Below are 26,809 nucleotides of genomic sequence, written 5' to 3' on the forward strand. Positions count from 1 at the left end.
TGGCCGGCACTTCACTCGTGGATCAGAGCGCGCCCTGACCTTCGGCCAGGAAGAACCAGGTTTCCAGTACGGAGTCCGGGTTCAACGAAACGCTTTCGATCCCCTGCTCCATCAGCCATTTGGCCAGATCCGGGTGATCGGACGGGCCCTGGCCGCAAATACCGATGTACTTGCCCGCCTTGTTGCACGCCTGAATGGCGTTGGCCAACAGCTTCTTGACCGCCGGATTACGCTCGTCGAACAGGTGCGCAATGATCCCGGAGTCGCGGTCCAGGCCCAGGGTCAGCTGGGTCAGGTCGTTGGAACCGATGGAGAAACCGTCGAAGAACTCGAGGAATTCCTCGGCCAGAATGGCGTTGGACGGCAGCTCGCACATCATGATCACGCGCAAGCCGTTATCACCGCGCGCCAGGCCATTTTCCGCCAACAGATCGATCACCTGGCTGGCTTCGCCGAGGGTGCGCACAAACGGCACCATGATCTCGACGTTGGTCAGGCCCATCTCGTTGCGTACGCGCTTGAGTGCACGGCACTCGAGCTCGAAGCAGTCACGGAAGGTTTCGCTGATGTAGCGCGACGCACCGCGGAAGCCCAGCATCGGGTTTTCTTCTTCCGGCTCGTACAACTTGCCGCCGATCAGGTTCGCGTATTCGTTGGACTTGAAGTCCGAGAGACGCACGATGACCTTTTTCGGCCAGAACGCGGCAGCCAGTGTGCTGATGCCTTCAACCAGCTTCTCGACATAGAAGCCCACCGGATCGTTGTAACCGGCAATGCGCTTGTCGACGCTGTCCTTGATCTCTGGCGGCAAGCCGGCGTAGTTGAGCAGTGCCTTGGGGTGCACGCCGATCATGCGGTTGATGATGAATTCCAGGCGGGCCAGACCCACACCCGCGTTGGGCAGTTGGGCAAAATCGAAGGCCCGATCAGGGTTACCGACGTTCATCATGATCTTGAACGGCAGATCAGGCATGGCATCGACGGAGTTTTTCTTCACATCAAAGCCCAGCTCACCTTCAAAGATGAAACCGGTATCGCCTTCGGCGCAGGAAACGGTCACGCCCTGGCCATCCTTGAGTAGCTGCGTCGCATTGCCGCAGCCCACGACAGCCGGGATCCCCAGCTCACGGGCGATGATCGCCGCATGGCACGTACGCCCGCCGCGGTTGGTCACGATGGCGCTGGCGCGCTTCATGACCGGCTCCCAATCCGGGTCGGTCATGTCCGAGACCAGTACGTCGCCTGGCTGTACCTTGTCCATTTCGGACACGTCACGAATGATGCGGACCTTGCCGGCGCCGATACGCTGACCGATCGCCCGGCCTTCCACCAGCACGGTGCCGGTTTCCTTGAGCAGGTAACGCTCCATGACATTGGCCGAAGTGCGGCTCTTCACGGTCTCGGGACGTGCCTGGACGATGTACAGCTTGCCGTCGTCACCGTCCTTGGCCCATTCGATGTCCATCGGGCACTTGTAGTGCTTCTCGATGATCATCGCCTGCTTGGCCAGTTCGCTGACTTCGGCGTCGCTCAAGCAGAAACGCGCACGGTCGGCCTTGTCGACATCGATGGTCTTGACCGATTTACCAGCCTTGGCTTCGTCGCCGTAGATCATCTTGATCGCTTTGCTGCCCAGGTTGCGACGCAGGATTGCCGGACGACCGGCTTCCAGCGTGCCCTTGTGCACATAGAACTCGTCCGGGTTGACCGCGCCCTGGACCACCGTCTCGCCCAGGCCATAGGCACCGGTGATAAAGACCACATCACGGAAACCCGACTCGGTGTCGAGGGTGAACATCACACCGGCGGTGCCGGTTTCGGAACGGACCATGCGCTGCACGCCAGCCGACAGGGCGACCAGTTTGTGGTCGAAGCCCTGGTGCACGCGATAGGAAATGGCACGGTCGTTGAAAAGCGAGGCAAACACTTCCTTGGCTGCGCGGATCACGTTTTCCACGCCGCGAATATTCAGGAAGGTTTCTTGCTGGCCGGCGAAGGAGGCGTCCGGCAGGTCTTCGGCGGTGGCCGAGGAGCGCACGGCAACGGCCATGTCCGGGTTGCCGGCCGACAGTGCGGCGAACGCGGTACGGATCTCGCTGTTCAGACGCTCAGGGAACTCGGCTTCCATGATCCATTGACGGATCTGCGCGCCGGTCTTGGCCAGGGCGTTGACGTCGTCGACGTCCAGGGCATCGAGCGCCGCGTGGATCTGTTCGTTCAGACCGCTCAACTCAAGGAAATCACGGTAAGCCTGGGCCGTAGTCGCAAAGCCGCCGGGCACGGAAACACCGGCGCCCGCGAGGTTACTGATCATCTCGCCCAGGGATGCGTTCTTGCCCCCCACATGCTCCACATCATGGACGCCGAGCTTATCGAGGGAAACTACGTACTCTACCAAGGTGATCTCTCCACTAACTGTGTTGGAAAAGCTCAAAGTGCTGGCGGCTCACGGTGTAGGAGCTCGGCTCAGCGACGGTGGCCTGGACCTGGAAAATAAGTGAGAATGCCCGCCATTCATGGCCGGCAAATCCTGCCTATCATATCCAAGATTCGTCATCAGCTTAAGGCCCAAAGCGCAAATGAAACGATCTGCCTTCTTTATCTCCGACGGCACGGGTATTACCGCCGAAACGCTCGGCCAAAGCCTGTTGGCGCAGTTTGAAAGCATCACTTTCGCCAAATTCACGCGCCCGTACATCGACAGCGTGGAAAAAGCCCGCGCAATGGTACAACAAATCAATAACGCCGCCGAAAAAGACGGTTTCCGCCCAATTATTTTCGACACCATCGTCAATCAGGATATTCGTGAGATTCTCGCGACTTCCAATGGTTTCATGATCGACATTTTCTCGACGTTCCTGGCCCCTCTTGAACAGGAACTGACTGAGCATTCTTCCTACAGCGTAGGAAAGTCCCACTCCATTGGTCACAACTCCAATTACATGGAGCGCATCGAGGCGGTGAACTTCGCCCTCGACAACGACGATGGCGCCCGCACCCACTACTACGACAAGGCCGACCTGATCCTGGTCGGCGTATCGCGTTGCGGCAAGACCCCGACCTGCCTGTACATGGCCATGCAGTTTGGCATCCGCGCCGCCAACTACCCGTTGACCGAAGAAGACATGGAACGCCTGCAGTTGCCCACGGCCCTGCGCGCCCACCAGCACAAACTCTTCGGCCTGACCATCGACCCGGATCGCCTCACGGCCATCCGCCACGAGCGCAAGCCCAACAGCCGGTATTCCAGTTACGCCCAATGTGAATTCGAAGTACGCGAAGTGGAAAACCTGTTCCGCCGCGAGAACATCCCCCACATCAATTCCACCCATTTCTCCGTGGAAGAAATTTCCGCGAAGATCCTTGTGGAAAAAGGCGTCGAACGCCGCTTCAAATAAGCGCCACGCCGACTCGCACTGCCACAGGGTGCGAGTCGGCGCCTTCAGCCCAGCCCATGCACCTCATCCTGCTTTAGCGCTGCCGCCAGCGCCGTGAACCCGGCGATCAATCGCCCATCGTCTGCGACCTGGTTGCACACGCTCGCCCGAACAAACTGCGGCACAGCCCCCTGACCTGCCGCAAACGCTTCTGCCGTGGCAATGCGATAGCCACAGGCGCGCAACTCACGCTCGATCTGCGATGCCCGCCAAGGGGCCGGCACCTCGATCCAGAAATGCGGGCTGCGGGCATGGGTGCGATAAGCCAGCCCCGCCAACCGGTCCACCACCAGCGCCTTGCGCCGAGCCACCTCGTCGATCTGTCGCGCCAGCAGGCGCGCCGCCGTACCGTCCTCGATCCAGCGCGCCGCCAACTCCTGCATCAGCGGCGTCGCCATCCAGCAGGTCGCCCGCACCGCCGCCGCCAGACGGCTGACCAAGGGTTGCGGCGCATGCAGATAGCCGACCCGCAACCCCGATGACAGGGCCTTGCTCAGACTCGCGAGCATCACCGTGCGCTCCGGGGCGAAGTCACTCAGCGGCAACGGCCGTTCCCGGAGCAGCACCCCATCGGCTTCGTCCTCCAGAATCAGCAGATTGTGCTGACGGCAAATCTCCACCAGAGCCTGGCGCCGCCGCCCATCCAGCACCGCTGCCGTTGGGTTTTGCAGGGTTGGCGTGCAATACAGTGCGGCCACCCGATGGGCTCGGCAGGCCTCATCGAGCGCGGCAGGCAACACCCCCTGCTCGTCCATTTCCAGCCCGACCAGGCGCAGGCCAAGCATCCGCGCTGCGCTGATCAGCCCCGGATAGGTCAGGCATTCGGTCACCAGGGTATCGCCGGCGCGAAACAACCCCATCAAGGCGCAAAGCAATCCATGCTGGCCGCCGTTGACGCAGATGACTCGCGCCGGATCGGCGACAAACCCGGCATGACTCATCCAGTCGGCTCCGGCCTGGCGATGCCGCAGATAGCCCTGCTCCGGGGCATAGCCTCCCAGCACGCCCAACGCCTGGGGATCACCGGCCAGGGCTTGCAGGCTGCGCCCCAGTAGATCGGGCTCGCCCACGGGGATATGCATATTGCGACTCATGTCCAGGCAGGTCGCCGCCTCATCATCGGCATTGCGAAAGCCTTCGTCGCGCTGACGCTCCACGCCGCTCTGGCGAACAAAGGTGCCATCACCGACCCGCGCGACCACCAGCCCCAGCCGCTCCAGTTCGCCATAGGCTCGGCTGATGGTTCCCGGCGTCACCCCCAACTGATACGACAACCAGCGATGCGGCGGCAGCTTGCCGCCCGGGGCGATGCGCCCGGAGTCGATACCGGCCACCACGGCCTCACAGAGGCGTCGGTACTTGAGCCCGCCGCCCGAGACCAGCCCGGCCCGCATTATTGCCACCATGTCGTTATAGGCTTTGACTGTCATTGCTGGCCTCAATAGGGTCGATTAACCGGTTATACCGCGCAGATTAGCGCAAATATCGCGGTCATCGTCCTGTCAGCGAGCGAATAACACCATGTCATTAAGTCCGACCGATACATTACCCGCCCCCAAGACTGCCACACTGGCGTCCCTGCTCACCTGCACGCTGTTTCTGGTTGTCTGCCTCAGTTGGGGGACGACCTGGCTCGGCATCAAGATCGCCGTCGAAAGCGTGCCGCCGCTGACCGCTGCCGGCCTGCGTTTTTTGATCGCATTTCCGTTGTTTCTCGGCTTTGCCTACTGGCGCGGCGAACCGCTGCGGTTTCCCCGAGGCCAGTTCGGGTTCCTGGCGTTTGTCACGCTGTGCTACTTCAGCCTGCCGTACTACCTGCTCAACTATGGCGAAATGCAGGTTTCTTCGGGCCTGACCGCCCTACTGTTCAGTTGCATGCCGGTGTTTATCCTGATTTTTTCCGCGATCCTGCTACGTGAAAAAATCCAGGGCCGGCAAATGCTCGGCATCGCCGTGGGCTTCGCCAGCCTGTTCATGATTATTCGCAGCCAGGGTCTGCACCTCGATAGCGCCAGCGGACTGGGGGTACTGGCCATTCTTGCGGCCGCGATCATGCATGCCTTGTGCTACGTGCTGACCAAGCGCCGCGGCAGCGCCATCAGCGTCATCACCTACAACACCCTACCCATCGGTATTGCCGGGCTGATGCTGTTTACCACGGGCCTGTGGCTGGAGGCGCCGGATCTCAGCGCGATCAGCCAGCGTTCCTGGACCGCCCTTCTGTACCTGGGCCTGGTTGCCTCGGTCGGCGGCTTTATCGCTTACTTCGTGCTGCTCAAGCGCCTGAGTCCGGTTGTGCTGTCGTTTGTGTTTATTATTTTTCCGGTGTTCGCGGTGATCATCGGCGCCTGGTACGAAGGCCAAGTGCTTTCCCTGGAGTTGATCCTCTATTGCATAACGCTGCTGGCCGGCTTTGCCATCAGCAAGGTACCCACCCGCAGGGCCTGAACTGGGCCTGGAAGCCCCGCAAAAAGCCCGGGAGCCCTTTGCGTGCCAGCCTTCGATCAGCTCACGAAACGGTCGACAAACCGACGGACCGGCGTCGCCTCCAACGCTGCCTGGTCCTTGCACAAAGCCAGGATTTCGGCGCTGCGCCGGACCGTGAAGCGGGTCAGCAGATTGGCGCGAAACTTCTCTTCAAGCAGTGGAATCCCCTCGGCACGCCGCCAACGATGGCCAATGGGATACTCGACCGCCACCTGCTCCGTGCTCGTCCCATCGCTGAAAAACACCTGGACGGCATTGGCGATGGAACGTTTGTCGGCTTCCAGGTACTCGCGGCTGTAGCGCGGTTCTTCGACAATCACCATTTCCTCGCGCAACTCATCGATCAGCGGATGGGCTGCGTGAAAGTCATCCTCGTACTGTTCGGCCACCAGGTCGCCGAAAATCAGCGGCACGGCCGTCATGTATTGCAGACAATGGTCACGGTCGGCGGCATTGGCCAACTTGCCGACCTTGGAAATAATGCGGATAGCCGATTCATGGGTGGTAATCACAATCCGCTCGATCTGCGCCAGACGGCCCTTGACCTGCGGGTGCAGCGTCACCGCAGCCTCACAGGCCGTTTGCGCGTGGAACTCGGCCGGGAAACGGATTTTGAACAGCACGTTTTCCATCACATAGCTGCCATAGGGTTGGGACAGCCGAAAGACCCGCTGATCCGCCGGTTTTAGCGCCAGGTCCTTATTGGTGTGGCAAAACAGCACATCGTAGAAGCCCCATTGCGCCGCGCTCAAGACCCCTGGAATGCCCATCTCGCCGCGCATTGCGAGATCCGCCAGGCGCACACCACGACTGCTGGCATCGCCCGCCGCCCAGGATTTGCGCGAACCGGCATTCGGTGCATGACGATAGGTGCGCAGGGCCTGTCCATCGACAAAGGCATGGGAGAGTGCCGAGAGCAGTTGCTCGCGATTGGCGCCCAGCAATTTGGCGGTGAGCGCCGTGGATGCGACCTTGACCAGCAGCACATGGTCGAGACCGACCCGATTGAAGGAATTCTCCAAGGCCAACACACCCTGGATCTCGTGAGCCATGACCAGCGCTTCCAGCACCGCCCGCATGCTCAGTGGTGCTTCGCCCTGGGCCACGCGCTTCTGCGAAAGGTGATCGGCGACCGCCAGGATGGCGCCGAGATTATCGGAGGGATGGCCCCACTCGGCGGCCAGCCAGGTGTCGTTGTAATCGAGCCAGCGCACGATACAGCCGATATCCCAGGCGGCCTTGACCGGATCCAGGCGAAACGAGGTTCCAGGCACTCGCGCGCCCAATGGCACGATCGTGCCCTCCACCAACGGCCCCAGATGCTTGGTGCATTCGGGAAAACGCAAGGCCAGCAGGCCACAACCGAGGGTATCCATCAGACAGTTGCGGGCCGTATCCAGGGCCTCGCGAGACTCGACGCGATAGTTCAGTACGTAGTCGGCAATAGTCTGCAGGACGGTGTCGTAGTCGGGGCGATCGTTGAGGTCAACATTGGCGCTCATGAGTGATGCACTCCATTCAAATCAGTGGGATGTTCGGCATTCCTCGATCAGGCTGTTCACTGTTATTTTCTGGGTATTCACCTCTCCCGGCAGGCGCGAGCGGGTGCAGGGAGAGGTGATGGCGTGAAAGGTTAGAAGCTATCGCCAGGCACGCGGACCCAACCTTCCATCAAAATCCGCGCACTACGGCTCATGATGGCCTTGGTCACTTCCCAGTTGCCGTCGACCTGACGGGCCTGGGCACCGACGCGCAACGTGCCCGATGGATGGCCAAAACGTACGGCACTGCGGGCTTCGCCACCGGCCGCCAAGCTGACCAGGGTCCCCGGTATCGCCGCCGCCGTACCAATGGCCACCGCCGCGGTGCCCATCATGGCGTGATGCAACTTGCCCATGGACAACGCTCGCACCAACAGATCGATATCCGCCGCCGCCACCGCCTTGCCGCTGGACGACACGTAGTCGGCCGGGCCGGCGACAAAAGCCACCTTGGGCGTGTGCTGACGCTTGGCCGCTTCGTCGATATGCGCAATCAGTCCCATCCGCACCGCACCGTGGGCACGAATGCTCTCGAACATGGCCAGGGCCTTGGCGTCGCCGTTGATTGCGTCCTGCAACTCCGTACCCTGATAGCCGACATCCCGGGCATTGACGAAAATCGTCGGAATGCCGGCGTTGATCATCGTCACGCTCAAGGTACCGACACCCGGCACCTGCAGCTCATCGACCAAGTTGCCGGTGGGAAACATCGAACCACCGCCCCCCTCTTCATCCGCCGCAGGGTCGAGGAATTCCAGCTGGACTTCGGCGGCCGGAAAGGTCACGCCGTCGAGTTCAAAATCACCGGTCTCCTGGACCATGCCATCGGTGATCGGCACATGGGCAATAATCGTCTTGCCGATATTCGCCTGCCAGATCCGCACGATGGCCACGCCATTGCGCGGAATCTGGCTGCCATCCACCAGGCCGCTGGCAATAGCAAACGCCCCCACCGCCGCCGACAGATTGCCGCAGTTGCCACTCCAGTCGACAAAGGCGGTATCGATGGAGACCTGGCCAAACAGATAATCGACATCGTGCTCCAGGCGCGCGCTGCGCGCGACAATCACCGTCTTGCTGGTGCTTGAAGTCGCCGCGCCCATGCCGTCGATCTGCTTGCCGTAGGGATCGGGGCTGCCGATCACCCGCATCAACAAGGCATCACGGGCCGCGCCAGGAATCTGGGCGCTGACCGGCAGGTCCTCGAGGCTGAAGAACACGCCCTTGCTGGTGCCACCACGCATATAGGTGGCGGGAATCTTGATTTGCGCAACATGAGCCATGGAAGTCATTCCTGTTAAGACCGGGGCACCAGGCCCCGGCAATTCACTTAGGCGGCCGAACTCGATTCGAGGAAGTCCTGGGCAAAGCGTTGCAGCACGCCGCCCGCTTCATAGATCGAGACTTCTTCGGCGGTATCGAGGCGGCAGGTCACGGGCACGTCCAGACGCTCGCCATTACGGCGATGGATGACCAAAGTCAGGGTTGCACGCGGCGTGCGCTCACCGACCACGTCGTAGGTTTCCGTGCCGTCGATACCCAGGGTCAGACGCGTGGTGCCCGGGGCAAACTCCAGCGGCAGGACCCCCATGCCGACCAGGTTGGTGCGGTGGATACGCTCGAAGCCCTCGGCGGCAATCGCCTCGACACCGGCCAGGCGCACGCCCTTCGCCGCCCAGTCACGGGACGACCCCTGACCGTAGTCCGCACCGGCAATGATGATCAGCGGCTGCTTGCGTTCCATGTACGTTTCAATGGCTTCCCACATGCGCATCACCTGGCCTTCAGGTTCGACACGGGCCAGGGAACCCTGCTTGACCTTGCCGTTTTCCGTGACCATTTCATTGAACAGTTTCGGGTTGGCAAAGGTTGCGCGCTGAGCCGTCAGGTGGTCGCCACGGTGAGTCGCGTAGGAGTTGAAGTCCTCTTCGGGCAGGCCCATCTTGGCCAGGTACTCGCCAGCGGCACTGTCGAGCATGATCGCGTTCGACGGCGACAGGTGATCCGTGGTGATGTTGTCCGGCAGCACCGCCAGCGGGCGCATGCCCTTGAGCGGCCGCGCACCGGCCAACGCCCCTTCCCAGTACGGCGGACGGCGAATATAGGTGCTCATCGGGCGCCAGTCGTAGAGCGGGCTGACCTTCGGCCCGGTGTCTTCCTGAACGGCGAACATCGGGATATAAACCTTGCGGAACTGCTCCGGCTTGACCGACGCCTTGACCACCGCATCGATTTCTTCGTCGCTGGGCCAGATATCCTTCAGGCGGATTTCCCGGCCCTCGGTGTCCAGGCCCAGTACATCCTTCTCGATATCGAAACGGATGGTCCCGGCAATGGCGTAGGCGACCACCAGCGGCGGTGACGCGAGGAACGCCTGTTTGGCGTAAGGATGGATACGCCCGTCGAAGTTGCGGTTACCCGACAACACGGCCGTGGCATACAGGTCGCGGTCGATGATTTCCTGCTGGATTACCGGGTCCAGCGCACCGGACATGCCGTTGCAGGTGGTGCAGGCAAACGCCACGATACCAAAGCCAAGTTGCTCCAGATCGCTGCCCAGCCCGGCCTCCTCCAGATACATTTCCACAGTTCGCGAACCAGGCGCCAGGGACGATTTGACCCACGGCTTGCGGGTCAGCCCGAGCTTGTTCGCATTGCGCGCCAGCAGGCCGGCGGCAATCACGTTGCGCGGGTTGCTGGTGTTGGTGCAACTGGTGATGGCCGCAATGATCACCGCGCCATCCGGCATTTGCCCAGGCACCTCGTCCCATTGCCCGCTGATCCCCTTGGCTGCCAGGTCGCTGGTGGCGACACGGGCGTGGGGGTTGCTGGGGCCCGCCATATTGCGCACGACCGAGGACAGGTCGAATTGCAGGCCACGCTCGTATTCGGCGCGCTTGAGGCTCTCGGCCCACAGCCCGGTCTGCTTGGCGTAGGTCTCGACCAGGCGCACCTGCTCGTCTTCGCGGCCGGTAAGCTTGAGGTAGTCGATGGTCTGCTGGTCGATATAGAACATTGCCGCCGTGGCGCCGTATTCCGGGGCCATGTTGGAAATGGTCGCCCGGTCGCCCAGGGTCAGTGCCGCGGCGCCTTCGCCGAAGAACTCCAGGTACGCCCCCACCACTTTCTGCTTGCGCAGGAATTCGGTCAGCGCCAGTACCATATCGGTGGCAGTAATGCCCGGTTGCAGGCGACCGGTCAGTTCGACGCCGACGATCTCTGGCAAACGCATCCACGAGGCGCGCCCCAGCATCACGCTTTCAGCTTCCAGGCCGCCCACGCCGATGGCGATCACACCCAGCGCATCGACATGGGGCGTATGGCTGTCGGTGCCTACGCAAGTATCAGGGAATGCCACGCCTTCACGGGCCTGGATCACCGGCGACATTTTCTCCAGGTTTATCTGGTGCATGATGCCGTTGCCTGGCGGAATCACGTCGACGTTCTTGAAGGCCTTCTTGGTCCAGTTGATAAAGTGGAAACGGTCTTCATTACGCCGATCTTCGATAGCACGGTTCTTGGTGAACGCCTCCGGGTCGTAGCCGCCGCATTCCACGGCCAGGGAGTGGTCGACGATCAACTGGGTCGGCACCACCGGGTTGACCAACGCGGGATCACCGCCCTGGGAAGCGATGGCATCCCGCAGGCCGGCCAGGTCGACCAGTGCGGTCTGGCCAAGAATGTCATGGCACACCACGCGCGCCGGAAACCACGGAAAGTCCAGGTCACGCTTGCGTTCGATCAACTGCCCCAGGGACGCCTTGAGCGTCGCCGGATCGCAGCGACGCACCAGGTTCTCGGCCAGTACGCGAGAGGTGTAGGGCAGCGTGTCGTAGGCGCCGGGCTTGATCGCCTCGACGGCCGCGCGAGCATCGAAATAGTCCAGCGCGGTGCCGGGCAAGGATTTGCGGTGTTCAGTGTTCATGGTGTGGGGACTCGATCACGGTAAGGTCGGGGAACCGGCCAGTCCCCACCCCGTCGTCCGTAGACGCGGGGTGGTGGCCGGCGCCGGTCAGCGGCGTTCGATTGGCACGAACTTGCGCTGTTCAACGCCGATGTACTCGGCGCTCGGACGGATAATGCGGTTGTTGGCGCGCTGTTCGAACACGTGGGCAGCCCAGCCCGTCAGGCGCGAGCACACGAAGATCGGCGTGAACAGCTTGGTCGGGATCCCCATGAAGTGGTACGCCGAGGCATGGTAGAAGTCGGCGTTGGGGAAGAGCTTCTTCTGCTCCCACATGGTCTTGTCGATGGCTTCGGACACCGGGAACAGCACGGTGTCACCGACTTCATCGGCGAGCTGTTTCGACCAGCCCTTGATGACCTCGTTGCGCGGGTCGCTGTCTTTGTAGATCGCGTGGCCGAAGCCCATGATCTTGTCCTTGCGCTCAAGCATGCCCAGGGTGCCCTGGATGGCCTCTGCCGGGGTCTGGAAGCGCTCGATCATCTCCATCGCGGCTTCGTTGGCACCGCCATGCAGTGGGCCGCGCAACGAACCAATGGCTGCGGTCACGCAGGAGAACAGGTCGGACAGCGTCGAGGCACAGACCCGAGCGGTAAAGGTCGAGGCGTTGAATTCGTGCTCGGCGTAAAGGATCAGCGACACGTCCATCACCTTGCGGTGCAGCTCGCTCGGGGTCTTGCCGTGCAACAGGTGCAGGAAATGCCCGCCCAGGGATTCTTCGTCGGTCACGCAATCGATGCGCAGGCCTTCATGGCTGAAGCGATACCAGTAGCACATGATCGCCGGGAACGCGGCCAGCAGCCGGTCGGTGGCATCGTGCTGGCGGGAGAAATCGCCTTCGGGCTCCAGGTTGCCAAGGAACGAAGCGCCAGTGCGCATCACATCCATCGGGTGGGCTTGGGCAGGAATGCGCTCGAGCACTTCCTTCAAGGCTTGCGGCAGGTCACGCAAGGTCCGCAGCTTGCCGATATAGGCCGCCAGTTGGGCCTGGGTTGGCAGGTCGCCGTAGAGCAGCAGGTAGGCGACTTCCTCGAAGCGCGCCTCGGCGGCCAGTTCACGCACGTCGTAGCCACGATAGGTCAGGCCGGCACCCGCCTGGCCGACGGTCGACAGGGCTGTCTGCCCGGCCACCTGGCCACGCAGTCCGGCACCACTCAATACTTTTGCTTCAGCCATTGTTCGCTCCAATCTTGAATTTGTTAGGGAGTACCACTCCCGCCGGCGGCGACACGGTTCGGGGCGCCGGCGGGATCCTGCTCAGCTTTTTTTCTGGGCAAACAATGCATCGAGCTTCTGTTCGAAGACGTGGTAGTCGATGGCATCGTAGAGCTCCATGCGGGTCTGCATGGTGTCGATCACGTTTTGCTGGGTGCCGTCGCGGCGGATCGCGCCGTAGACGTTCGCGGCCGCCTTGTTCATTGCGCGGAACGCCGACAGCGGGTACAGCACCAGGGAAACATCCACCGATTTCAGTTGTTCGGTCGTGTACAGCGGGGTCGCGCCGAATTCGGTGATGTTGGCCAGGATCGGGGCTTTGACCCGGTCGGCAAAGATCTTGTACATCTCAAGCTCGGTGATGGCCTCGGGGAAGACCATATCGGCGCCCGCCTCAATGCACGCCGCCGCCCGGTCCAACGCCGCTTCCAGCCCTTCGACCGCCAGCGCATCGGTACGCGCCATGATCACGAAACTGTCATCGGTGCGGGCATCGACGGCGGCCTTGATGCGGTCGACCATCTCTTGCTGAGACACGATTTCCTTGTTCGGACGGTGGCCGCAGCGCTTGGCCCCGACCTGGTCTTCGATATGGATCGCGGCAGCGCCGAACTTGATCATCGACTTGACGGTACGGGCAACGTTGAAGGCCGAGGAACCGAAACCGGTGTCGACATCCACCAACAGCGGCAGGTCGCAGACATCGGTGATGCGGCGCACGTCGGTGAGCACGTCATCCAGGCCGGTAATGCCCAGGTCCGGCACCCCGAGGGAGCCCGCCGCGACGCCGCCACCCGACAGGTAGATCGCCTTGAAACCGGCACGTTTGGCCAGCAGCGCATGGTTGGCATTGATCGCGCCGACCACTTGCAAAGGATGTTCGCTGGCGACCGCATCGCGGAAACGTTGGCCGGGCGTGTTCTTGTTGAAACCCTGGGTCATGACTCACCTCGTGGAGTGGCTGTCTGTTGGGCGCCGTCCTGGTAGTGGCGCGCGATATTGCGTTTCGAGGCGCCGATATGGCGGCGCATCAACAACTCGGCCAATTCGCCGTCGCGATCGGCAATGGCATCGAGAATTCGGTGGTGTTCGGCAAACGCCTGGCGTGGGCGGTTGGGCGTCGCGGAGAACTGGATGCGGTACATGCGCACCAGTTGATACAGCTCGCCACAAAGCATCTGCGTCAGGGTGCGGTTGCCGCTGCCCTGGATGATGCGGTAGTGGAAGTCGAAATCACCTTCCTGCTGGTAGTAGCCGACGCCGGCCTGAAACGCCGCATCGCGCTCATGGGTGTCGAGCACCTGACGCAACTCGGCGATCTGCTCATCGCTCATGCGTTCGGCTGCCAGGCGGCATGCCATGCCTTCGAGGGATTCGCGAATTTCATAGAGTTCGATCAGTTCGGCCTGGCTGAGGGACACCACCCGAGCCCCGACGTGGGGCACACGCACCAGGAGACGCTGGCCTTCCAGGCGATGGATCGCCTCGCGCAGCGGTCCACGGCTGATACCGTACGTGCGCGCCAGTTCCGGCTCCGAGATCTTGCTGCCCGGCGCGATATCGCCCTGGACGATTGCCGCCTGGATACGCCGGAAGACGTTCTCGGAGAGGGTTTCCGAGTCGACCTGGGCAGAAGCCGTAGATTCCAGCTGATCCAACATATTGTCGACACCTTAAAAATCAATACCGTCAAAACTAGCGATTTACCCGCATACAGTCAAAGTAAAAATAGCTATTGTCGACAATCGTCTAATAAACCGCTGATTTCTCCTGCCCTATAAAGAGCCCCGTCAACGCTGGCGCCACACAATCAGCATGCTAGAATGCCGGCCGCGTCGAGAGACGCCTTAACTGTCATGTTTTTCTGACAGATGCACGAGGAAGCTTGCGCTGTACTGCCGGTCACCTTGAACCAAGATTGCACGAGACAGCGTCTGGATTTATGAGACTCAAGCATTTCCCCCTGTTGTGTTGCCTACTCTGCCTGCCAGGCCTCAGCGTGGCGGGCGAGAAAACCGTCTACGGCCTGAATGAATATGCGCGCCTGGCCGGGCTCGACCTGGAGGTCGCTGCCAAACTCGACACCGGCGCCAAGACGGCCTCCCTCAGTGCCCGCGATATCAAGCGCTTCAAGCGCAATGGCGAGAGCTGGGTCCGTTTCTACCTGGCCATCGACGCCGCTCACTCGCACCCCATCGAACGCCCGCTGGCCCGCGTCAGCAAGATCAAGCGCCGCTCCGGCGACTACGACCCGGACGAGGGCAAGGCCTACACGGCCCGCCCGGTGATCAACCTGGATATCTGCATGGGCACTGCCTTGCGCACGATCGAAGTGAACTTGACCGATCGCAGCGCCTTCCAATACCCGTTGCTGATTGGCTCCGAAGCGCTCAAACACTTCGACGCGCTGGTCGACCCTAGCCTTAAATACGCTGCTGGCAAGCCTGCCTGCGCCACCGACGCTCAAACCGCAGAGTAATTCACATGCGTTCTCTTACCCTTCATCTGAAAGTCCTGATCGCCATCCTGGTCGTTCTGGGGATCACGGTTACGGCCTATCAGATCTTCGTGCTCGGCATCCCGGTGACCGAGGATGAAACCGACGACCTGTGGAACATCGACGCCAAGGTCGAGTTCGTCGCCACGGGCAAGGACCCGGTGAAGGTGCAGATGTTCGTGCCGCCACTGAGTCGCGACTACGTCAGCCTCAATGAGAGCTTTATCTCCAACAACTATGGCGTAAGCGTCAATCGGGTCGACGGCAACCGCAAGGTGACCTGGTCCGCGCGCCGCGCCAACGGCAACCAGACCCTCTACTACCGCCTGGTGCTGACCAAGCGCTACACCGCCGAGAAGGTCAAGGTCAAAGGCCCGACCTTCCGCGACAGCATTGCCATCGAAGGCCCGGAAAAAATCGCTGCCGAAGCCCTGCTCGCGCCGATCCGCCAGCACTCGGCGGATGTCGAGACCTTTATTGGCGAAACCATCAAGCGGGTCAACAATCTCAACGACGACAACGTCAAGCTGTTGCTGGCCGGCGACACGTCGACGCCGCACAAGGCCAAGGTCATCGAACTCCTGCTGTCGATTGCCCACGTGCCACTGGAAAAAGTCCATACCATCCGCCTGGTCGCCGATCAGCCGCAAAGCCCCGAATTGTGGCTGCGCAGCTTCAATGGCACGGACTGGCTGTACTTCAACCCGGACACCGGCGAACAAGGCCTGCCCAGCGACCGCCTGCTCTGGTGGACCGGCGATGACAACCTGATCACCGTCGATGGCGGCAAGAAAGCCAACGTCAGCTTCAGCCTGAACAACAGCGAGATGAACGCCATCCGCCTGGCCAAGCTGACCGACGAGAACACCGACGCCGACTTCCTCGAATACTCGCTGTACGGCCTGCCGCTGCAGACCCAGCAGACCTTCATGATCATGGTGATGATCCCGATTGGCGTCCTGGTGATCCTGGTCCTGCGCAACCTGATCGGCCTGCAGACCCTCGGCACATTCACCCCGGTCCTGATCGCCCTGGCCTTCCGTGAAACCCAGCTGGGCTTCGGTATTGTGCTGTTCACCATCATTACCGCCCTGGGCCTGTCGCTACGCTCCTACCTGGAGCATCTCAAGCTGCAGATGCTGCCGCGCCTGTCGGTGGTGCTGACCTTTGTGGTCGTGCTGATCGCCGCCATCAGCCTGTTTAGCCACAAACTGGGCCTGGAACGCGGGTTGTCGGTCGCACTGTTCCCGATGGTGATCCTGACCATGACCATTGAACGCCTGTCGATCACCTGGGAAGAGCGCGGCGGTGGCCACGCCATGAAGGTCGCGATCGGCACGCTGTTCGCCGCGTCCATCGCCCACCTGCTGATGAGCGTGCCGGAACTGATCTACTTCGTGTTCACCTTCCCGGCAGTCCTGCTGATTCTGGTCGGCTTCATGCTGGCGATGGGTCGCTATCGCGGCTACCGCCTGACCGAGCTGGTGCGCTTCAAGGCCTTCCTGAAGGAAAAAGCCTGATGTTCGGTTTCTGGAAAACCTGGAAGGCCCTGGAAGCCAAGGGCATCATGGGTATCAACCGGCGCAATGCGGACTATGTCCTCAAGTACAACAAGCGCCATCTGTACCCGATTGTCGATGACAAGATCATCACCAAGGAGCGGGCGATCGAGGCCGGCATCCATGTGCCGGAAATGTACGGGATCATTTCCACCGAGAAGGAAATCGACAAGCTCGACGAAATCATCGGCGGGCGCAGCGACTTCGTGATCAAGCCGGCCCAGGGCGCCGGCGGTGACGGCATCCTGGTGATCGCCGACCGCTTCGAGGATCGCTACCGCACCGTGTCCGGCAAGATCATCAGCCATGAGGAAATCGAGCACCAGATTTCCAGCATCCTGACCGGCCTCTATTCCCTGGGCGGACACCGCGATCGGGCGCTGATCGAGTACCGGGTCACCCCCGACCAGATCTTCAAGAGCATCAGCTACGAAGGCGTGCCGGATATCCGCATCATCGTGCTCATGGGCTACCCGGTCATGGCCATGCTGCGCCTACCCACACGCCAGTCCGGCGGCAAGGCCAACCTGCACCAGGGCGCCATCGGCGTGGGTGTCGACCTGGCGACCGGCCTGACCCTGCGCGGCACCTGGCTGAACAACATCATCAGCAAGCACCCGGACACCACCAATGCGGTAGACGGCGTGCAACTGCCCAACTGGGACGGCTTCATGAAGCTGGCCGCGGGCTGCTATGAGTTGTGCGGCCTGGGCTATATCGGCGTGGACATGGTGCTGGACCAGGACAAGGGCCCGCTGATTCTGGAACTCAACGCCCGCCCCGGCCTGAATATCCAGATTGCCAACGATTGCGGCCTGACCCATCGCACCCACGCGGTCGAAGCCCATCTGGAAGAGCTGGCAGCCAAAGGCATCCAGGAAACCCCCGAAGAGCGCGTACGTTTTGCCCAGGAGCTGTTCGGGCACGTCCCGCCCGCCTGACGCTGCCGATGATCGAGCCCGCCCCCTCCCAGGGCGCGGGCCTGTTCGGCAAACGCCCTCGCGGCATGCCTGGACGACATCCCCTCTAGGAGCCAGTCCCACAGGGGACTACAATCGCCAGCCGCGCACTCCATGGCTGATTTACCCCGCTCATGTCGACCTGTTCCGTACACCCCCTGCCTTATCGCCCTGACCCCGCCGACTACTTCGCGGTGATCCGCCACGCCCCCGGTGCGATCCTGCTCGACAGTGGCCGGCCCGTGGCCGAGCGCGGGCGCTACGATCTGCTGAGTGCCTGGCCCGAAGAAGAACTGACGGTCTTGCCGGATGAAAGCGGCCGCGCCTTTACCCACCGCCTGCGCAATGCCCTCGCCACACTGGGCGACGCCTGCCTGCCAGCGCCCCTGGAGCTGCCATTCGCCGGCGGACTGATCGGTTACCTGAGCTATGACTTTGGCCGGCGCCTGGAAAACCTGCCCGGTCAGGCCCAGGATGACCTGCACCTGCCGGACGCACGTTTCGGCCTATATGCCTGGGCCCTGATCAGCGATCACCAACTGGGCACCAGCCAACTGGTGTTTCATCCCAGCCTGGCGCCGGCCCAGCGCGAGCGATTGATCCAGTGTTTTGGCCAGCCAGCCGTGGTGCAGAGCAGCACCTTCCGACTGGCAGCCCCCATGCGCCCCGACCTCGCCATCGATGAGTACCGCCAGGCCATCGAACGTATCCAGGCTTATATCCAGGCGGGCGACTGCTACCAGGTCAACTTTACCCAACGTTTTCGCGCCGCCTGCCAGGGCGATCCCTGGGTGGCCTATCAAGCGCTGCGCCGAGCCTGCCCAACGCCATTCTCGGGCTTTCAGAGCCTGCCGGATGGCGATGCGATTCTGAGCCTCTCGCCCGAACGCTTCGTACGGGTCAGCCAGCGCCAGGTCGAAACACGTCCGATCAAGGGCACCCGCCCACGCAGTCACGAGCCCTGCGAGGATGCAGCCAATGCGAGCGAGTTGCTGGCCAGCGCCAAGGATCGCTCGGAAAACCTGATGATCGTCGACCTGCTGCGCAACGACCTGGGCCGCACCTGCCGCACAGGGTCGGTCCGTGTGCCGGAGCTGTTCAGCCTGGAAAGCTACCCCAATGTCCATCACCTGGTCAGCAGCGTGACCGGCGAGCTGGCGGCCGACAAGGACGCCCTGGACCTGATCGCCGACAGCTTCCCCGGCGGCTCGATCACCGGCGCGCCCAAGATTCGCGCCATGCAGATCATCGACGAACTGGAGCCGACACGACGCGGCCTCTACTGCGGCTCACTGCTGTATCTGGATGTGCGGGGGGAAATGGACAGCTCGATCGCGATCCGCAGCCTGCTGGTCAAGGCGGGGCAGGTCTGCTGCTGGGGCGGCGGCGGGATTGTGGCCGACTCGGTGTGGCAGGACGAATATCAGGAGTCGATCACCAAGGTGAAGGTGCTGCTCGATACCTTGCAGAGTCTTTAGGATCGGGATAACAGGAACCGCTGGCGGCACACGATGCACCGCCAGCGGCCAAATCGCCCTTACAGGCTCAGCTTACGATTGGACGCCTTGAGGAATTCCTGCTTCAGGTCGGCAAAAGTGTGCACGGCCGGGAACTGCGGAAACTCGCGAATCACATTCTCCGGGGCATGGAACAGAATCCCGGCATCGGCCTCGCCCAGCATGGTGGTGTCGTTGTACGAGTCACCGGCAGCGATGATCCGGTAGTACAGGCTCTTGAATGCCAGTACCGATTGACGCTTGGGATCCTTCTGACGCAGCTGATAGCCGACCACGCGATCGGTCTCGTCGGTAATCAGGCGGTGGCACAGCAGCGTCGGGAAGCCCAGTTGACGCATCAGCGGCTGGGAAAACTCATAGAATGTATCGGAGAGAATCACCACCTGGAAGCGCTCGCGCAACCAGTTGACGAACTCGATGGCACCGTCCAGGGGCTTGAGCGTAGCAATCACTTCCTGGATATCCGACAGCTTGAGGCCATGCTCGTCGAGGATCCGCAGGCGCTGCTTCATCAACACGTCGTAGTCGGGGATATCCCGGGTGGTTGCCCTCAGCGATTCAATACCGGTTTTCTCGGCAAAGGCGATCCAAATTTCCGGAACCAGTACCCCTTCCAGATCGAGACAGGCAATTTCCACAGGACACTCCTAGATTTTTAAAGGTAGTTGAACGAAGCGAGCCGGCACTCTAGCGACTCGTCGCGGGCTCTGCAACGCAGAGGAACGGGCCAGTAGCCGTTGGTTTTTTGTTAATATCGCCCGCCTATACGAGCGCAAAGCGCCAATGACTGTAGGAAGCCGCCTGATGAGCCAACCGTTCGACGTCGCTGAACTCGCCGCGACATATGCCAACAAGTCTGCCCAGGACATCCTCAAGCTGGCCTTCGCCCAGTTCGGCGATGAGCTGTGGATCTCCTTCAGCGGCGCCGAGGACGTGGTGTTGGTCGATATGGCCTGGAAACTGAACAAGAACGTCAAGGTCTTCAGCCTCGACACCGGTCGCCTGCACCCCGAGACCTATCGCTTTATCGAGCAGGTGCGCGAGCACTACCAGATCCAGATCGAGCTGGTCTCGCCGGACCAGACCCGGCTCGAACCCTTCGTCAAGGAAAAGGGCCTGTTCAGTTTCTACAAGGACGGCCATGGCGAATGCTGCGGCATCCGCAAAATCGAACCGCTGCGCCGCAAGCTGGCGGGCGTGACCGCCTGGGCGACCGGCCAGCGCCGCGACCAGAGCCCCGGCACCCGCAGCCAGGTCGCGGTCCTGGAAATCGACAGTGCGTTCTCCACACCCGAGCGCACGCTGTACAAGTTCAACCCGTTGGCCCAGATGAGCAGCGAGGAGATCTGGGGCTATATCCGCATGCTCGAGCTGCCCTACAACAGCCTGCACGAGCGCGGTTTTATCAGCATTGGCTGCGAACCCTGCACCCGCCCCGTCCTGCCAAACCAGCACGAACGTGAAGGTCGCTGGTGGTGGGAAGAAGCCACGCAAAAGGAATGTGGCCTGCACGCTGGCAATCTGATCAGCAAGGCCTGAAGCGCGCGAGATCTGGAAACCTGCTCGCAAGCGAGGCCGCCGCGACAGAAGACAAAGCGCCATTCACCAAAAAGCCCCGAACCAGTCGGGGCTTTTTGATCTGTGCCGGTATCAGTGCACTGGCAATTCGACGCCTTCGAACAACTCTTCCAACTCTTGCTTGTTATGGCACTGGATCGCCTTGGCCATGACTTCACGGGTCAAGTGCGGGGCAAATTTCTCGATAAAGTCGCACATAAAGCCACGCAGGAAGGTGCCGCGACGGAAACCGATCTTGGTCACGCTGGACTCGAACAGCTCGCTGGCATCGAGCACGACCAGATCGCTGTCGAGCTTGGTATCGACCGCCATCTTGGCGACGATCCCCACACCCAGACCGAGGCGCACATAGGTCTTGATCACGTCGGCGTCGGCCGCGGTGAACACCACCTTGGGCGTCAGCCCCCGGTGGCTGAAGGCTTCGTCAAGCTTAGAGCGGCCGGTAAAACCGAAGACGTAGGTCACGATCGGGTATTCGGCCAGCGCTTCGAGGGTCAACTTCGGCAGCTTGGTCAATGGGTGCCCCTGGGGCACCACCACGCAACGATTCCAGCGGTAGCACGGCATCATCACCAGGTCACCGAACAACTCCAGCGCCTCGGTGGCAATGGCAAAGTCGACGGTGCCGTCGGCGGCCATTTCGGCGATCTGCATCGGCGACCCCTGGTGCATATGCAGCGCGACGTCGGGGTACTGCTTGATAAAGTTGCTGATCACCGGCGGCAATGCATAGCGCGCCTGGGTGTGGGTGGTAGCAATCGACAGGGTGCCCTTTTTCTCGTTGGAGAACTCCTGGGCGATCTGCTTGATGCTCTCGACCTTGCGCAGGATCTCACCAGCGGTGGTGATAATCCGCTCGCCGGCTGGCGTCACGCGGGTCAGATGCTTGCCGCTACGGGCAAACACCTCGACGCCCAGCTCATCTTCGAGCAGGCGGATCTGTTTGCTGATACCCGGTTGGGAGGTGTAAAGGCTTTGAGCGGTTGCCGAAACGTTGAGGTCGTGGTGCGCCACTTCCCAGATGTAGCGCAGTTGTTGAAGCTTCATATCATTCCCTCAAAGCAGATAGACGCCACAGGTATCAGCGACGGTATATAACTATATTAATGGTTGAAGCAATAAATCTAGAACTTTTTATCAAAACGACGCAGATGCCTCCCCTCAGACATCGCCATGCCGGCGCCGTTGCAATAGCGGCACCAGGTAAACCGGCACCTGGGACAGCTGCAGAACCCGCGCCGCCGTGCGCCCCAGCGGGATCTCACCACCGGCTCCCTGGGTATGGCTGCCGACGATCAACAGGTCAACCGACAATTTGGCTGCCTGGTCGAGAATCACCTGGGCCGGGTCGCCCTGAATCACCCGCACTGACTGGATGGTCGCCAGGTCCTGCTGCCCCTCCCCCAACTCCTCTCGAAAACTGTCCAGTACCCGCTGCTCGATACTGGCCATTACCGCGCTCAGCCCCTGGCTGTGGAAATCATTCAGGGCCTGTTCATCGAGATAACTCTGCAACACCGATTCAGCAAACAATCCCATGGGTTCTACGGCATGCACCACATACAAGTCGGCTTTGAAGGTTCGCGCCAGTGCCAGTGCATGCTGCATGACATAGGGAGCGTAGAGACCAAGGTCGGTGGCGTACAGCATGGAGTGAATCATGCGACCTCCCAAATGCCCAAATGACGGAGATGGATTCAGCTTAGCAGCGCCCTGACGAATACAAGTCTTACGCGAAACAACGCAATATCCCTAAATCTCTTGCTCGTTGCTGATGCCATGGGGCACATGGCCGGTGGCGACCACTTCCCGGGCCTTTTCGCAGTGGCCGGCCTGGTCATCGAAAAACACATCGGCAGCGAACGCCTCGAGAAATGCCGACTTTTCCAGGCCGCCAAGAAACAGCGACTCATCCAGACGGATATCCCACTCACGCAAGGTGCGGATCACCCGCTCATGGGCCGGCGCCGAACGCGCGGTGACCAACGCCGTGCGAATCGGGCAGGAGGCTTCGGGAAACTCGCGCTGCAAGAGGTTGAGCGCCGCCAGGAACCCCTTGAACGGGCCACCCCGTAAAGGCTCGCGGGCAGACTGTCGCTCACTGGCCTGGAACGCTTCCAGGCCGCCCGCCTGATAGACACGCTCCGACTCGTCGGAAAACAGCACGGCATCGCCATCGAACGCGATCCGCAACTCGCCGCTGGCCGCCCGCCGTGCGCCTCCGGAAAGAATGGTGGCCGCCGCAAAACCGGCATCCAGGGCACTGCGCACATCATCGGCGTGGGTCGACAAAAACAAATGGCAGCCAAATGCCGCGAGATAAGGGTAAGGGCTGCGTCCACCGACAAAGGCCGCACGGGAAATATCCAGCCCGTAGTGCTGGATCGAATTGAACACGCGCAACCCGGTATCAGCGCTGTTGCGCGACACCAGGACCACTTCGACCCGCGAACGACCCAGGCTGGCGTTCAGGCTCAGCAGCTTCTTGACCAGCGGGAAGGCATCCCCGGGCTCTAGCGTCTCTTCCTCATGGTCGATCTGGTACTTACGATAGGCTTCCACCCCCTGGGCCAGATAGACCTTATGGCTATCGCTGAGATCGAACAGCGCTCGCGAAGAAATCGCCAGTACCAGCTTGTCAGTCAAACCTTTGGCCATGTTCTTCTCCGGGTTCATCATTGATTGGGGCAAATCTGGCAACACGTTCAAGGCAGGTCTTCGGGAACCCGGCCCAGGGCCATTTCCAGCTGGGCACTCAACTCGGCGGCATCGAGCCGCGCGTGCAGGGCCCCGTAGAACTCGCCATCGCGGACAACGAACAGCGCCGGCAGATGAAAGACCCCATAGCGCTCGACCGCCCCACCATTGTCGCTGGCATCGATCCAGCACAAGCGCGCGACAGGCAGCGCCAGCCCCGGTAAATGCACACGAGCCCAGCGACAACTGGCGCAACCGGCACTGGTAAAAATCAGCAGGGATACGCCTGGCAAGGCGAGCAGACACTTGTCCACATCGAAATCGGTCAGTTCCATGGCCTTCACTATACTGGTCGAAAACAAAATCGAAGAGCCCACAACAGGAGTTCTCGTCCATGGCGCGCTTCCTGCCCCACCCCAGTGACGTGCCAGTCCAACTGACACTGGGCGAGCAGCCCGATATTTCCCGGGGGCGGCTGCACACTATCAGCCTCGGCGGTGTGGCCTGCCAATCCCCACGCGCCTGGCGCTGCGGCACCGCCCTGCAGATGCGCATCCCCAGCCTGGGTCCACTGGCCTGTTATTCCGGGTTCGTTGCCTGGTGCCTAAAGCGCAAGCGGGGCTATCTGGTCGGCATCGCCTTTACCGATGAACAGACCCTGTTTGGCGCACGCATGGTCGAACAGATCTGCCGGATTGAACGCCACTGCCAGCAACTGGCAAACACCTGCGACCCTGCCGCCCTGGCCCTGGAATGGGTCGAACAACACGCCGCCGAGTTCTCCCATGAGCAGGTGAACCGTTTATTCAGGCGCCAGGGGGCGGATTAAACCCGTCGCTGCCCATTGTCGAGCAGCGGGTTAACGCGCTAAGGTTCCGCTCCCCGTTGCGCTCAATCATGCTGTGCTCCGCTGCACGGGGATTGCTGGCGGCCGGCACCCGTGACCTGACGAGTAACACGATGGCTGATTTACCGATCGACGACCTTAACGTTGCCTCCAACGAAACCCTGATCACTCCGGATCAGCTCAAGCATGAAATTCCCTTGAGCCCCGCCGCACTGCGCACCGTGACCCAGGGTCGCGAAGTGGTTCGCAACATTCTCGACGGCAAGGATCATCGCCTGTTCGTCGTTATCGGGCCCTGCTCGATCCACGATATCAAAGCGGCTCACGAGTACGCCGACCGCCTCAAGGTCCTGGCCGAAGAAGTGTCCGACACCCTCTACCTGGTCATGCGCGTGTACTTTGAAAAGCCGCGCACGACGGTCGGCTGGAAAGGCCTGATCAACGACCCGTACCTGGATGACTCCTTCAAGATCCAGGACGGTCTGCATATCGGCCGCCAACTGCTGCTGGACCTGGCCGAGAAAGGCCTGCCGACGGCGACGGAAGCCCTCGATCCGATTTCCCCGCAATACCTGCAGGACCTGATCAGTTGGTCGGCCATCGGCGCCCGCACCACCGAATCCCAGACCCACCGTGAAATGGCTTCCGGCCTGTCTTCGGCCGTCGGCTTCAAGAACGGCACCGACGGCGGCCTGACCGTGGCGATCAATGCCCTGCAATCGGTGTCCAGCCCACACCGCTTCCTGGGGATCAACCAGGAAGGTGGCGTGTCGATCGTCACCACCAAAGGCAACGCCTACGGCCACGTGGTCTTGCGCGGCGGCAACGGCAAGCCGAACTACGATTCGGTGAGCGTCGCCCTGTGCGAACAGGCCCTGAGCAAAGCCGGCATCCGCCCGAACATCATGGTCGACTGCAGCCACGCCAACTCCAACAAGGATCCAGCACTGCAACCGCTGGTCATGGAGAACGTAGCCAACCAGATCCTCGAAGGCAACCAGTCGATCATCGGCCTGATGGTCGAGAGCCACCTGAACTGGGGCGCGCAGTCCATTCCGAAGAACCTCGACGAACTGCAGTACGGTGTTTCCATCACCGACGCCTGCATCGACTGGGCCAGTACCGAAAAAACCCTGCGCGGCATGCATGCCAAGCTCAAGGACGTTCTGCCCAAGCGCGCACGCGGCTAGGATTAAACAGCAGACACAAAAACGCCGGGCCAAGCCCGGCGTTTTCTATGGTGCCCTGTCTAGATCTTTGCGGCGTTTCGCTGGTGGCGTTCCATATAGCGCTCCACGTAGGAGCAGGACGGAATCACCGTGTAGCCCATTTGCTCGGCATACTCGAGGGCCTGCTCGGTGAGTGCCGCCGCGATACCACGGCCACGCAGTGCGTTGGGCACAAAGGTCCGGTAGATATCCAGGGTCTGCTTACCCAGGTCCATATAAGTCAGGTAGGCACGATGACCGTCCACATTGGTCTCGAACTGATGACCAGCCTGGTCATGGTGGATGGACAACGCCTCGCTCATCACTACTCCTCGCGGGTCTGTATTTTGACCCCTACCTTACCGATGTTTGTCCGGCGAAGGAACATCTACGCCACCCCGTGCCTATATGGACACCGAGAAGAGCTTTGCCGTTCTCTGACAAGAGCACGTTACAAATAGTAGGCACCAATCGCGCAATTGCTCAAGGCGCACTCGTCGTCATTGCCCGGCCTGGGCTCACGCAGCTCTGGATTATCTAGAAAGCGGGCAAGCGAGGTTTAGCCTCGTCACGCGCCTGAACATTGCCGAATGTTGTGGGTTGAGACGAGCGCCCACTTTTAAAGTCACTTCGCGATCAACACTAGATGCACGACACTCTCTCGACAGGCACTAAAAGAGTGCCAGAAACTTATAGAAAGGCGACTCACGGCTTTACTCGCCAAGAGTCAAGCGGACCGCTGCTGGTCTACCTTACAGCTGGGTGTTTTTTATACTCATTCGTGAAAAGTTAGCTGAAGTGGATAGGCGTCACAGAATTTTTTTTGCTTCTTGCGTTACGTCAGTTTACTTACTACAAGTAATGGGTAGTATGTACGCCGGCTATTACCTCACTCTGAGCTAATAGCTATTAATAGAAAGTCCTTGAAGGGGAACACGATGAACAACGTTCTGAAATTCTCTGCTCTGGCTCTGGCCGCAGTTCTGGCTACCGGTTGCAGCAGCGTATCCAAAGAAACCGAAGCTCGTCTGACTGCTACAGAAGACGCAGCAGCTCGCTCCCAGGCTCGTGCTGACGAAGCCTACCGTAAAGCTGATGAAGCTCTGGCTGCTGCTCAAAAAGCACAACAGACTGCTGACGAAGCTAACGAGCGCGCTCTGCGCATGCTTGAAAAAGCAAGCCGCAAGTAATAGTCCTTCGGGATTGTTACCAAGCCGACCCATTTATGGGTCGGCTTTTTTATTGCCTGCGGTTATACCCAGGCAATAAAAAGCCCGTCGAAAGCACTCGGCTTCGACGGGCT

The 26,809-nt window shown here is 61.0% G+C and carries 24 protein-coding genes; 10 read left to right on the forward strand and 14 right to left on the reverse strand.

Annotation, left to right across the window (positions count from 1 at the left end; all coding sequences use genetic code 11):
• Window positions 1-22 precede the first annotated feature (22 nt).
• The gene (ppsA, locus tag NPS46_RS01240; protein WP_274104573.1) at window positions 23-2,398 is read right to left on the reverse strand and encodes a phosphoenolpyruvate synthase; all 2,376 of its coding nucleotides are present in this window, start codon (window positions 2,396-2,398) and stop codon (window positions 23-25) included.
• 181 nt (window positions 2,399-2,579) lie between these two features.
• Between ppsA and ppsR the strand changes: the two genes are divergently transcribed.
• Window positions 2,580-3,398, forward strand: a complete 819-nt coding sequence (ppsR, locus tag NPS46_RS01245; RefSeq protein ID WP_274104574.1) for a posphoenolpyruvate synthetase regulatory kinase/phosphorylase PpsR — start codon at window positions 2,580-2,582, stop codon at window positions 3,396-3,398.
• 44 nt (window positions 3,399-3,442) lie between these two features.
• Here the strand turns inward: ppsR and NPS46_RS01250 are convergent, their stop codons facing one another.
• The gene (locus tag NPS46_RS01250) at window positions 3,443-4,867 is read right to left on the reverse strand and encodes a PLP-dependent aminotransferase family protein (RefSeq protein ID WP_274104575.1); all 1,425 of its coding nucleotides are present in this window, start codon (window positions 4,865-4,867) and stop codon (window positions 3,443-3,445) included.
• A 139-nt stretch (window positions 4,868-5,006) separates the two neighbouring features.
• On the opposite strand from NPS46_RS01250, the gene NPS46_RS01255 reads away from it, so the two are divergent.
• A complete protein-coding gene (locus NPS46_RS01255) occupies window positions 5,007-5,885 on the forward strand; it encodes a DMT family transporter (RefSeq protein ID WP_274105373.1) in 879 nt (292 codons plus the stop codon).
• A 56-nt stretch (window positions 5,886-5,941) separates the two neighbouring features.
• Here the strand turns inward: NPS46_RS01255 and prpD are convergent, their stop codons facing one another.
• The 6 genes from prpD to NPS46_RS01285 all read right to left on the reverse strand — a co-directional run bounded on the left by prpD (window position 5,942) and on the right by NPS46_RS01285 (window position 14,305).
• A complete protein-coding gene (gene prpD, locus NPS46_RS01260) occupies window positions 5,942-7,426 on the reverse strand; it encodes a 2-methylcitrate dehydratase (RefSeq protein ID WP_274104576.1) in 1,485 nt (494 codons plus the stop codon).
• Window positions 7,427-7,557: 131 nt separating this feature from the next.
• The gene (prpF, locus tag NPS46_RS01265; protein ID WP_274104577.1) at window positions 7,558-8,748 is read right to left on the reverse strand and encodes a 2-methylaconitate cis-trans isomerase PrpF; all 1,191 of its coding nucleotides are present in this window, start codon (window positions 8,746-8,748) and stop codon (window positions 7,558-7,560) included.
• Window positions 8,749-8,795: 47 nt separating this feature from the next.
• Window positions 8,796-11,390, reverse strand: a complete 2,595-nt coding sequence (gene acnD, locus NPS46_RS01270; protein WP_274104578.1) for a Fe/S-dependent 2-methylisocitrate dehydratase AcnD — start codon at window positions 11,388-11,390, stop codon at window positions 8,796-8,798.
• An 87-nt stretch (window positions 11,391-11,477) separates the two neighbouring features.
• Window positions 11,478-12,605 (reverse strand): bifunctional 2-methylcitrate synthase/citrate synthase, encoded by a 1,128-nt coding sequence (gene prpC, locus NPS46_RS01275; protein WP_274104579.1) that lies wholly within the window; start codon window positions 12,603-12,605, stop codon window positions 11,478-11,480.
• Window positions 12,606-12,686: 81 nt separating this feature from the next.
• Complete coding sequence (prpB, locus tag NPS46_RS01280) at window positions 12,687-13,586, reverse strand: methylisocitrate lyase (protein ID WP_274104580.1); 900 nt, start codon at window positions 13,584-13,586, stop codon at window positions 12,687-12,689.
• Window positions 13,583-14,305, reverse strand: a complete 723-nt coding sequence (locus tag NPS46_RS01285) for a GntR family transcriptional regulator (protein ID WP_274104581.1) — start codon at window positions 14,303-14,305, stop codon at window positions 13,583-13,585. The genes prpB and NPS46_RS01285 overlap by 4 nt, the downstream gene beginning before the upstream one ends.
• A 281-nt stretch (window positions 14,306-14,586) precedes the next feature.
• Here NPS46_RS01285 and NPS46_RS01290 point away from each other — a divergent pair, with 281 nt between their 5' ends.
• The 4 genes from NPS46_RS01290 to pabB all read left to right on the forward strand — a co-directional run bounded on the left by NPS46_RS01290 (window position 14,587) and on the right by pabB (window position 19,137).
• The gene (locus NPS46_RS01290) at window positions 14,587-15,123 is read left to right on the forward strand and encodes an ATP-dependent zinc protease family protein (RefSeq protein WP_274104582.1); all 537 of its coding nucleotides are present in this window, start codon (window positions 14,587-14,589) and stop codon (window positions 15,121-15,123) included.
• A gap of 5 nt (window positions 15,124-15,128) precedes the next feature.
• Complete coding sequence (locus NPS46_RS01295) at window positions 15,129-16,661, forward strand: inactive transglutaminase family protein (protein WP_274104583.1); 1,533 nt, start codon at window positions 15,129-15,131, stop codon at window positions 16,659-16,661.
• Window positions 16,661-17,641, forward strand: coding sequence for an alpha-L-glutamate ligase-like protein (locus NPS46_RS01300; protein ID WP_274104584.1), 981 nt, complete (start codon window positions 16,661-16,663; stop codon window positions 17,639-17,641). The genes NPS46_RS01295 and NPS46_RS01300 overlap by 1 nt, the downstream gene beginning before the upstream one ends.
• A 152-nt stretch (window positions 17,642-17,793) precedes the next feature.
• Window positions 17,794-19,137, forward strand: coding sequence for an aminodeoxychorismate synthase component I (gene pabB, locus NPS46_RS01305; protein WP_274104585.1), 1,344 nt, complete (start codon window positions 17,794-17,796; stop codon window positions 19,135-19,137).
• A gap of 59 nt (window positions 19,138-19,196) precedes the next feature.
• Here pabB and thrH read toward each other — a convergent pair whose 3' ends face one another.
• Window positions 19,197-19,814: a bifunctional phosphoserine phosphatase/homoserine phosphotransferase ThrH gene (gene thrH, locus NPS46_RS01310; protein ID WP_274104586.1), complete on the reverse strand. Its 618-nt coding sequence runs from the start codon at window positions 19,812-19,814 to the stop codon at window positions 19,197-19,199.
• A gap of 166 nt (window positions 19,815-19,980) precedes the next feature.
• On the opposite strand from thrH, the gene NPS46_RS01315 reads away from it, so the two are divergent.
• Window positions 19,981-20,715 (forward strand): phosphoadenylyl-sulfate reductase, encoded by a 735-nt coding sequence (locus NPS46_RS01315; protein WP_274104587.1) that lies wholly within the window; start codon window positions 19,981-19,983, stop codon window positions 20,713-20,715.
• Window positions 20,716-20,826: 111 nt separating this feature from the next.
• Here the strand turns inward: NPS46_RS01315 and cysB are convergent, their stop codons facing one another.
• The 4 genes from cysB to NPS46_RS01335 form a co-directional block, all read right to left on the reverse strand.
• Window positions 20,827-21,801, reverse strand: coding sequence for an HTH-type transcriptional regulator CysB (cysB, locus tag NPS46_RS01320; protein ID WP_230732430.1), 975 nt, complete (start codon window positions 21,799-21,801; stop codon window positions 20,827-20,829).
• A 114-nt stretch (window positions 21,802-21,915) separates the two neighbouring features.
• Window positions 21,916-22,416 (reverse strand): universal stress protein, encoded by a 501-nt coding sequence (locus NPS46_RS01325; RefSeq protein ID WP_274104588.1) that lies wholly within the window; start codon window positions 22,414-22,416, stop codon window positions 21,916-21,918.
• A 90-nt stretch (window positions 22,417-22,506) separates the two neighbouring features.
• Window positions 22,507-23,412 (reverse strand): 5'-nucleotidase, encoded by a 906-nt coding sequence (locus tag NPS46_RS01330; RefSeq protein ID WP_274104589.1) that lies wholly within the window; start codon window positions 23,410-23,412, stop codon window positions 22,507-22,509.
• Window positions 23,413-23,459: 47 nt separating this feature from the next.
• Window positions 23,460-23,786, reverse strand: a complete 327-nt coding sequence (locus tag NPS46_RS01335; RefSeq protein ID WP_274104590.1) for a thioredoxin family protein — start codon at window positions 23,784-23,786, stop codon at window positions 23,460-23,462.
• Window positions 23,787-23,845: 59 nt separating this feature from the next.
• Between NPS46_RS01335 and NPS46_RS01340 the strand changes: the two genes are divergently transcribed.
• Both NPS46_RS01340 and NPS46_RS01345 read left to right on the forward strand, forming a co-directional pair.
• A complete protein-coding gene (locus tag NPS46_RS01340) occupies window positions 23,846-24,280 on the forward strand; it encodes a PilZ domain-containing protein (protein WP_274104591.1) in 435 nt (144 codons plus the stop codon).
• A 131-nt stretch (window positions 24,281-24,411) separates the two neighbouring features.
• Complete coding sequence (locus NPS46_RS01345; RefSeq protein WP_274104592.1) at window positions 24,412-25,488, forward strand: 3-deoxy-7-phosphoheptulonate synthase; 1,077 nt, start codon at window positions 24,412-24,414, stop codon at window positions 25,486-25,488.
• A gap of 59 nt (window positions 25,489-25,547) precedes the next feature.
• Here NPS46_RS01345 and NPS46_RS01350 read toward each other — a convergent pair whose 3' ends face one another.
• Window positions 25,548-25,829, reverse strand: a complete 282-nt coding sequence (locus NPS46_RS01350; protein WP_274104593.1) for a GNAT family N-acetyltransferase — start codon at window positions 25,827-25,829, stop codon at window positions 25,548-25,550.
• 615 nt (window positions 25,830-26,444) lie between these two features.
• Between NPS46_RS01350 and oprI the strand changes: the two genes are divergently transcribed.
• Window positions 26,445-26,696 (forward strand): outer membrane lipoprotei OprI, encoded by a 252-nt coding sequence (gene oprI, locus NPS46_RS01355; protein ID WP_003172710.1) that lies wholly within the window; start codon window positions 26,445-26,447, stop codon window positions 26,694-26,696.
• Window positions 26,697-26,809: the final 113 nt, after the last annotated feature.

Origin of the sequence: Pseudomonas putida, assembly GCF_028682395.1 — a bacterium.
GTDB lineage: Bacteria > Pseudomonadota > Gammaproteobacteria > Pseudomonadales > Pseudomonadaceae > Aquipseudomonas > Aquipseudomonas putida_AB.

What these genes read in the sequence shown, in the direction of transcription:
- NPS46_RS01295 (WP_274104583.1), top strand. Translation starts at nt 15,129, where the DNA reads ATGCGTTCTCTTACCCTTCATCTGAAAGTCCTGATCGCCATCCTGGTC.
- acnD (WP_274104578.1), bottom strand. Translation starts at nt 11,390, where the DNA reads ATGAACACTGAACACCGCAAATCCTTGCCCGGCACCGCGCTGGACTAT.
- pabB (WP_274104585.1), top strand. Translation starts at nt 17,794, where the DNA reads ATGTCGACCTGTTCCGTACACCCCCTGCCTTATCGCCCTGACCCCGCC.
- NPS46_RS01325 (WP_274104588.1), bottom strand. Translation starts at nt 22,416, where the DNA reads ATGATTCACTCCATGCTGTACGCCACCGACCTTGGTCTCTACGCTCCC.
- NPS46_RS01290 (WP_274104582.1), top strand. Translation starts at nt 14,587, where the DNA reads ATGAGACTCAAGCATTTCCCCCTGTTGTGTTGCCTACTCTGCCTGCCA.
- cysB (WP_230732430.1), bottom strand. Translation starts at nt 21,801, where the DNA reads ATGAAGCTTCAACAACTGCGCTACATCTGGGAAGTGGCGCACCACGAC.
- ppsR (WP_274104574.1), top strand. Translation starts at nt 2,580, where the DNA reads ATGAAACGATCTGCCTTCTTTATCTCCGACGGCACGGGTATTACCGCC.
- NPS46_RS01330 (WP_274104589.1), bottom strand. Translation starts at nt 23,412, where the DNA reads ATGGCCAAAGGTTTGACTGACAAGCTGGTACTGGCGATTTCTTCGCGA.
- oprI (WP_003172710.1), top strand. Translation starts at nt 26,445, where the DNA reads ATGAACAACGTTCTGAAATTCTCTGCTCTGGCTCTGGCCGCAGTTCTG.
- NPS46_RS01315 (WP_274104587.1), top strand. Translation starts at nt 19,981, where the DNA reads ATGAGCCAACCGTTCGACGTCGCTGAACTCGCCGCGACATATGCCAAC.
- prpC (WP_274104579.1), bottom strand. Translation starts at nt 12,605, where the DNA reads ATGGCTGAAGCAAAAGTATTGAGTGGTGCCGGACTGCGTGGCCAGGTG.
- NPS46_RS01350 (WP_274104593.1), bottom strand. Translation starts at nt 25,829, where the DNA reads ATGAGCGAGGCGTTGTCCATCCACCATGACCAGGCTGGTCATCAGTTC.
- prpD (WP_274104576.1), bottom strand. Translation starts at nt 7,426, where the DNA reads ATGAGCGCCAATGTTGACCTCAACGATCGCCCCGACTACGACACCGTC.
- NPS46_RS01340 (WP_274104591.1), top strand. Translation starts at nt 23,846, where the DNA reads ATGGCGCGCTTCCTGCCCCACCCCAGTGACGTGCCAGTCCAACTGACA.
- NPS46_RS01300 (WP_274104584.1), top strand. Translation starts at nt 16,661, where the DNA reads ATGTTCGGTTTCTGGAAAACCTGGAAGGCCCTGGAAGCCAAGGGCATC.
- prpB (WP_274104580.1), bottom strand. Translation starts at nt 13,586, where the DNA reads ATGACCCAGGGTTTCAACAAGAACACGCCCGGCCAACGTTTCCGCGAT.
- NPS46_RS01285 (WP_274104581.1), bottom strand. Translation starts at nt 14,305, where the DNA reads ATGTTGGATCAGCTGGAATCTACGGCTTCTGCCCAGGTCGACTCGGAA.
- NPS46_RS01345 (WP_274104592.1), top strand. Translation starts at nt 24,412, where the DNA reads ATGGCTGATTTACCGATCGACGACCTTAACGTTGCCTCCAACGAAACC.
- NPS46_RS01250 (WP_274104575.1), bottom strand. Translation starts at nt 4,867, where the DNA reads ATGACAGTCAAAGCCTATAACGACATGGTGGCAATAATGCGGGCCGGG.
- NPS46_RS01335 (WP_274104590.1), bottom strand. Translation starts at nt 23,786, where the DNA reads ATGGAACTGACCGATTTCGATGTGGACAAGTGTCTGCTCGCCTTGCCA.
- prpF (WP_274104577.1), bottom strand. Translation starts at nt 8,748, where the DNA reads ATGGCTCATGTTGCGCAAATCAAGATTCCCGCCACCTATATGCGTGGT.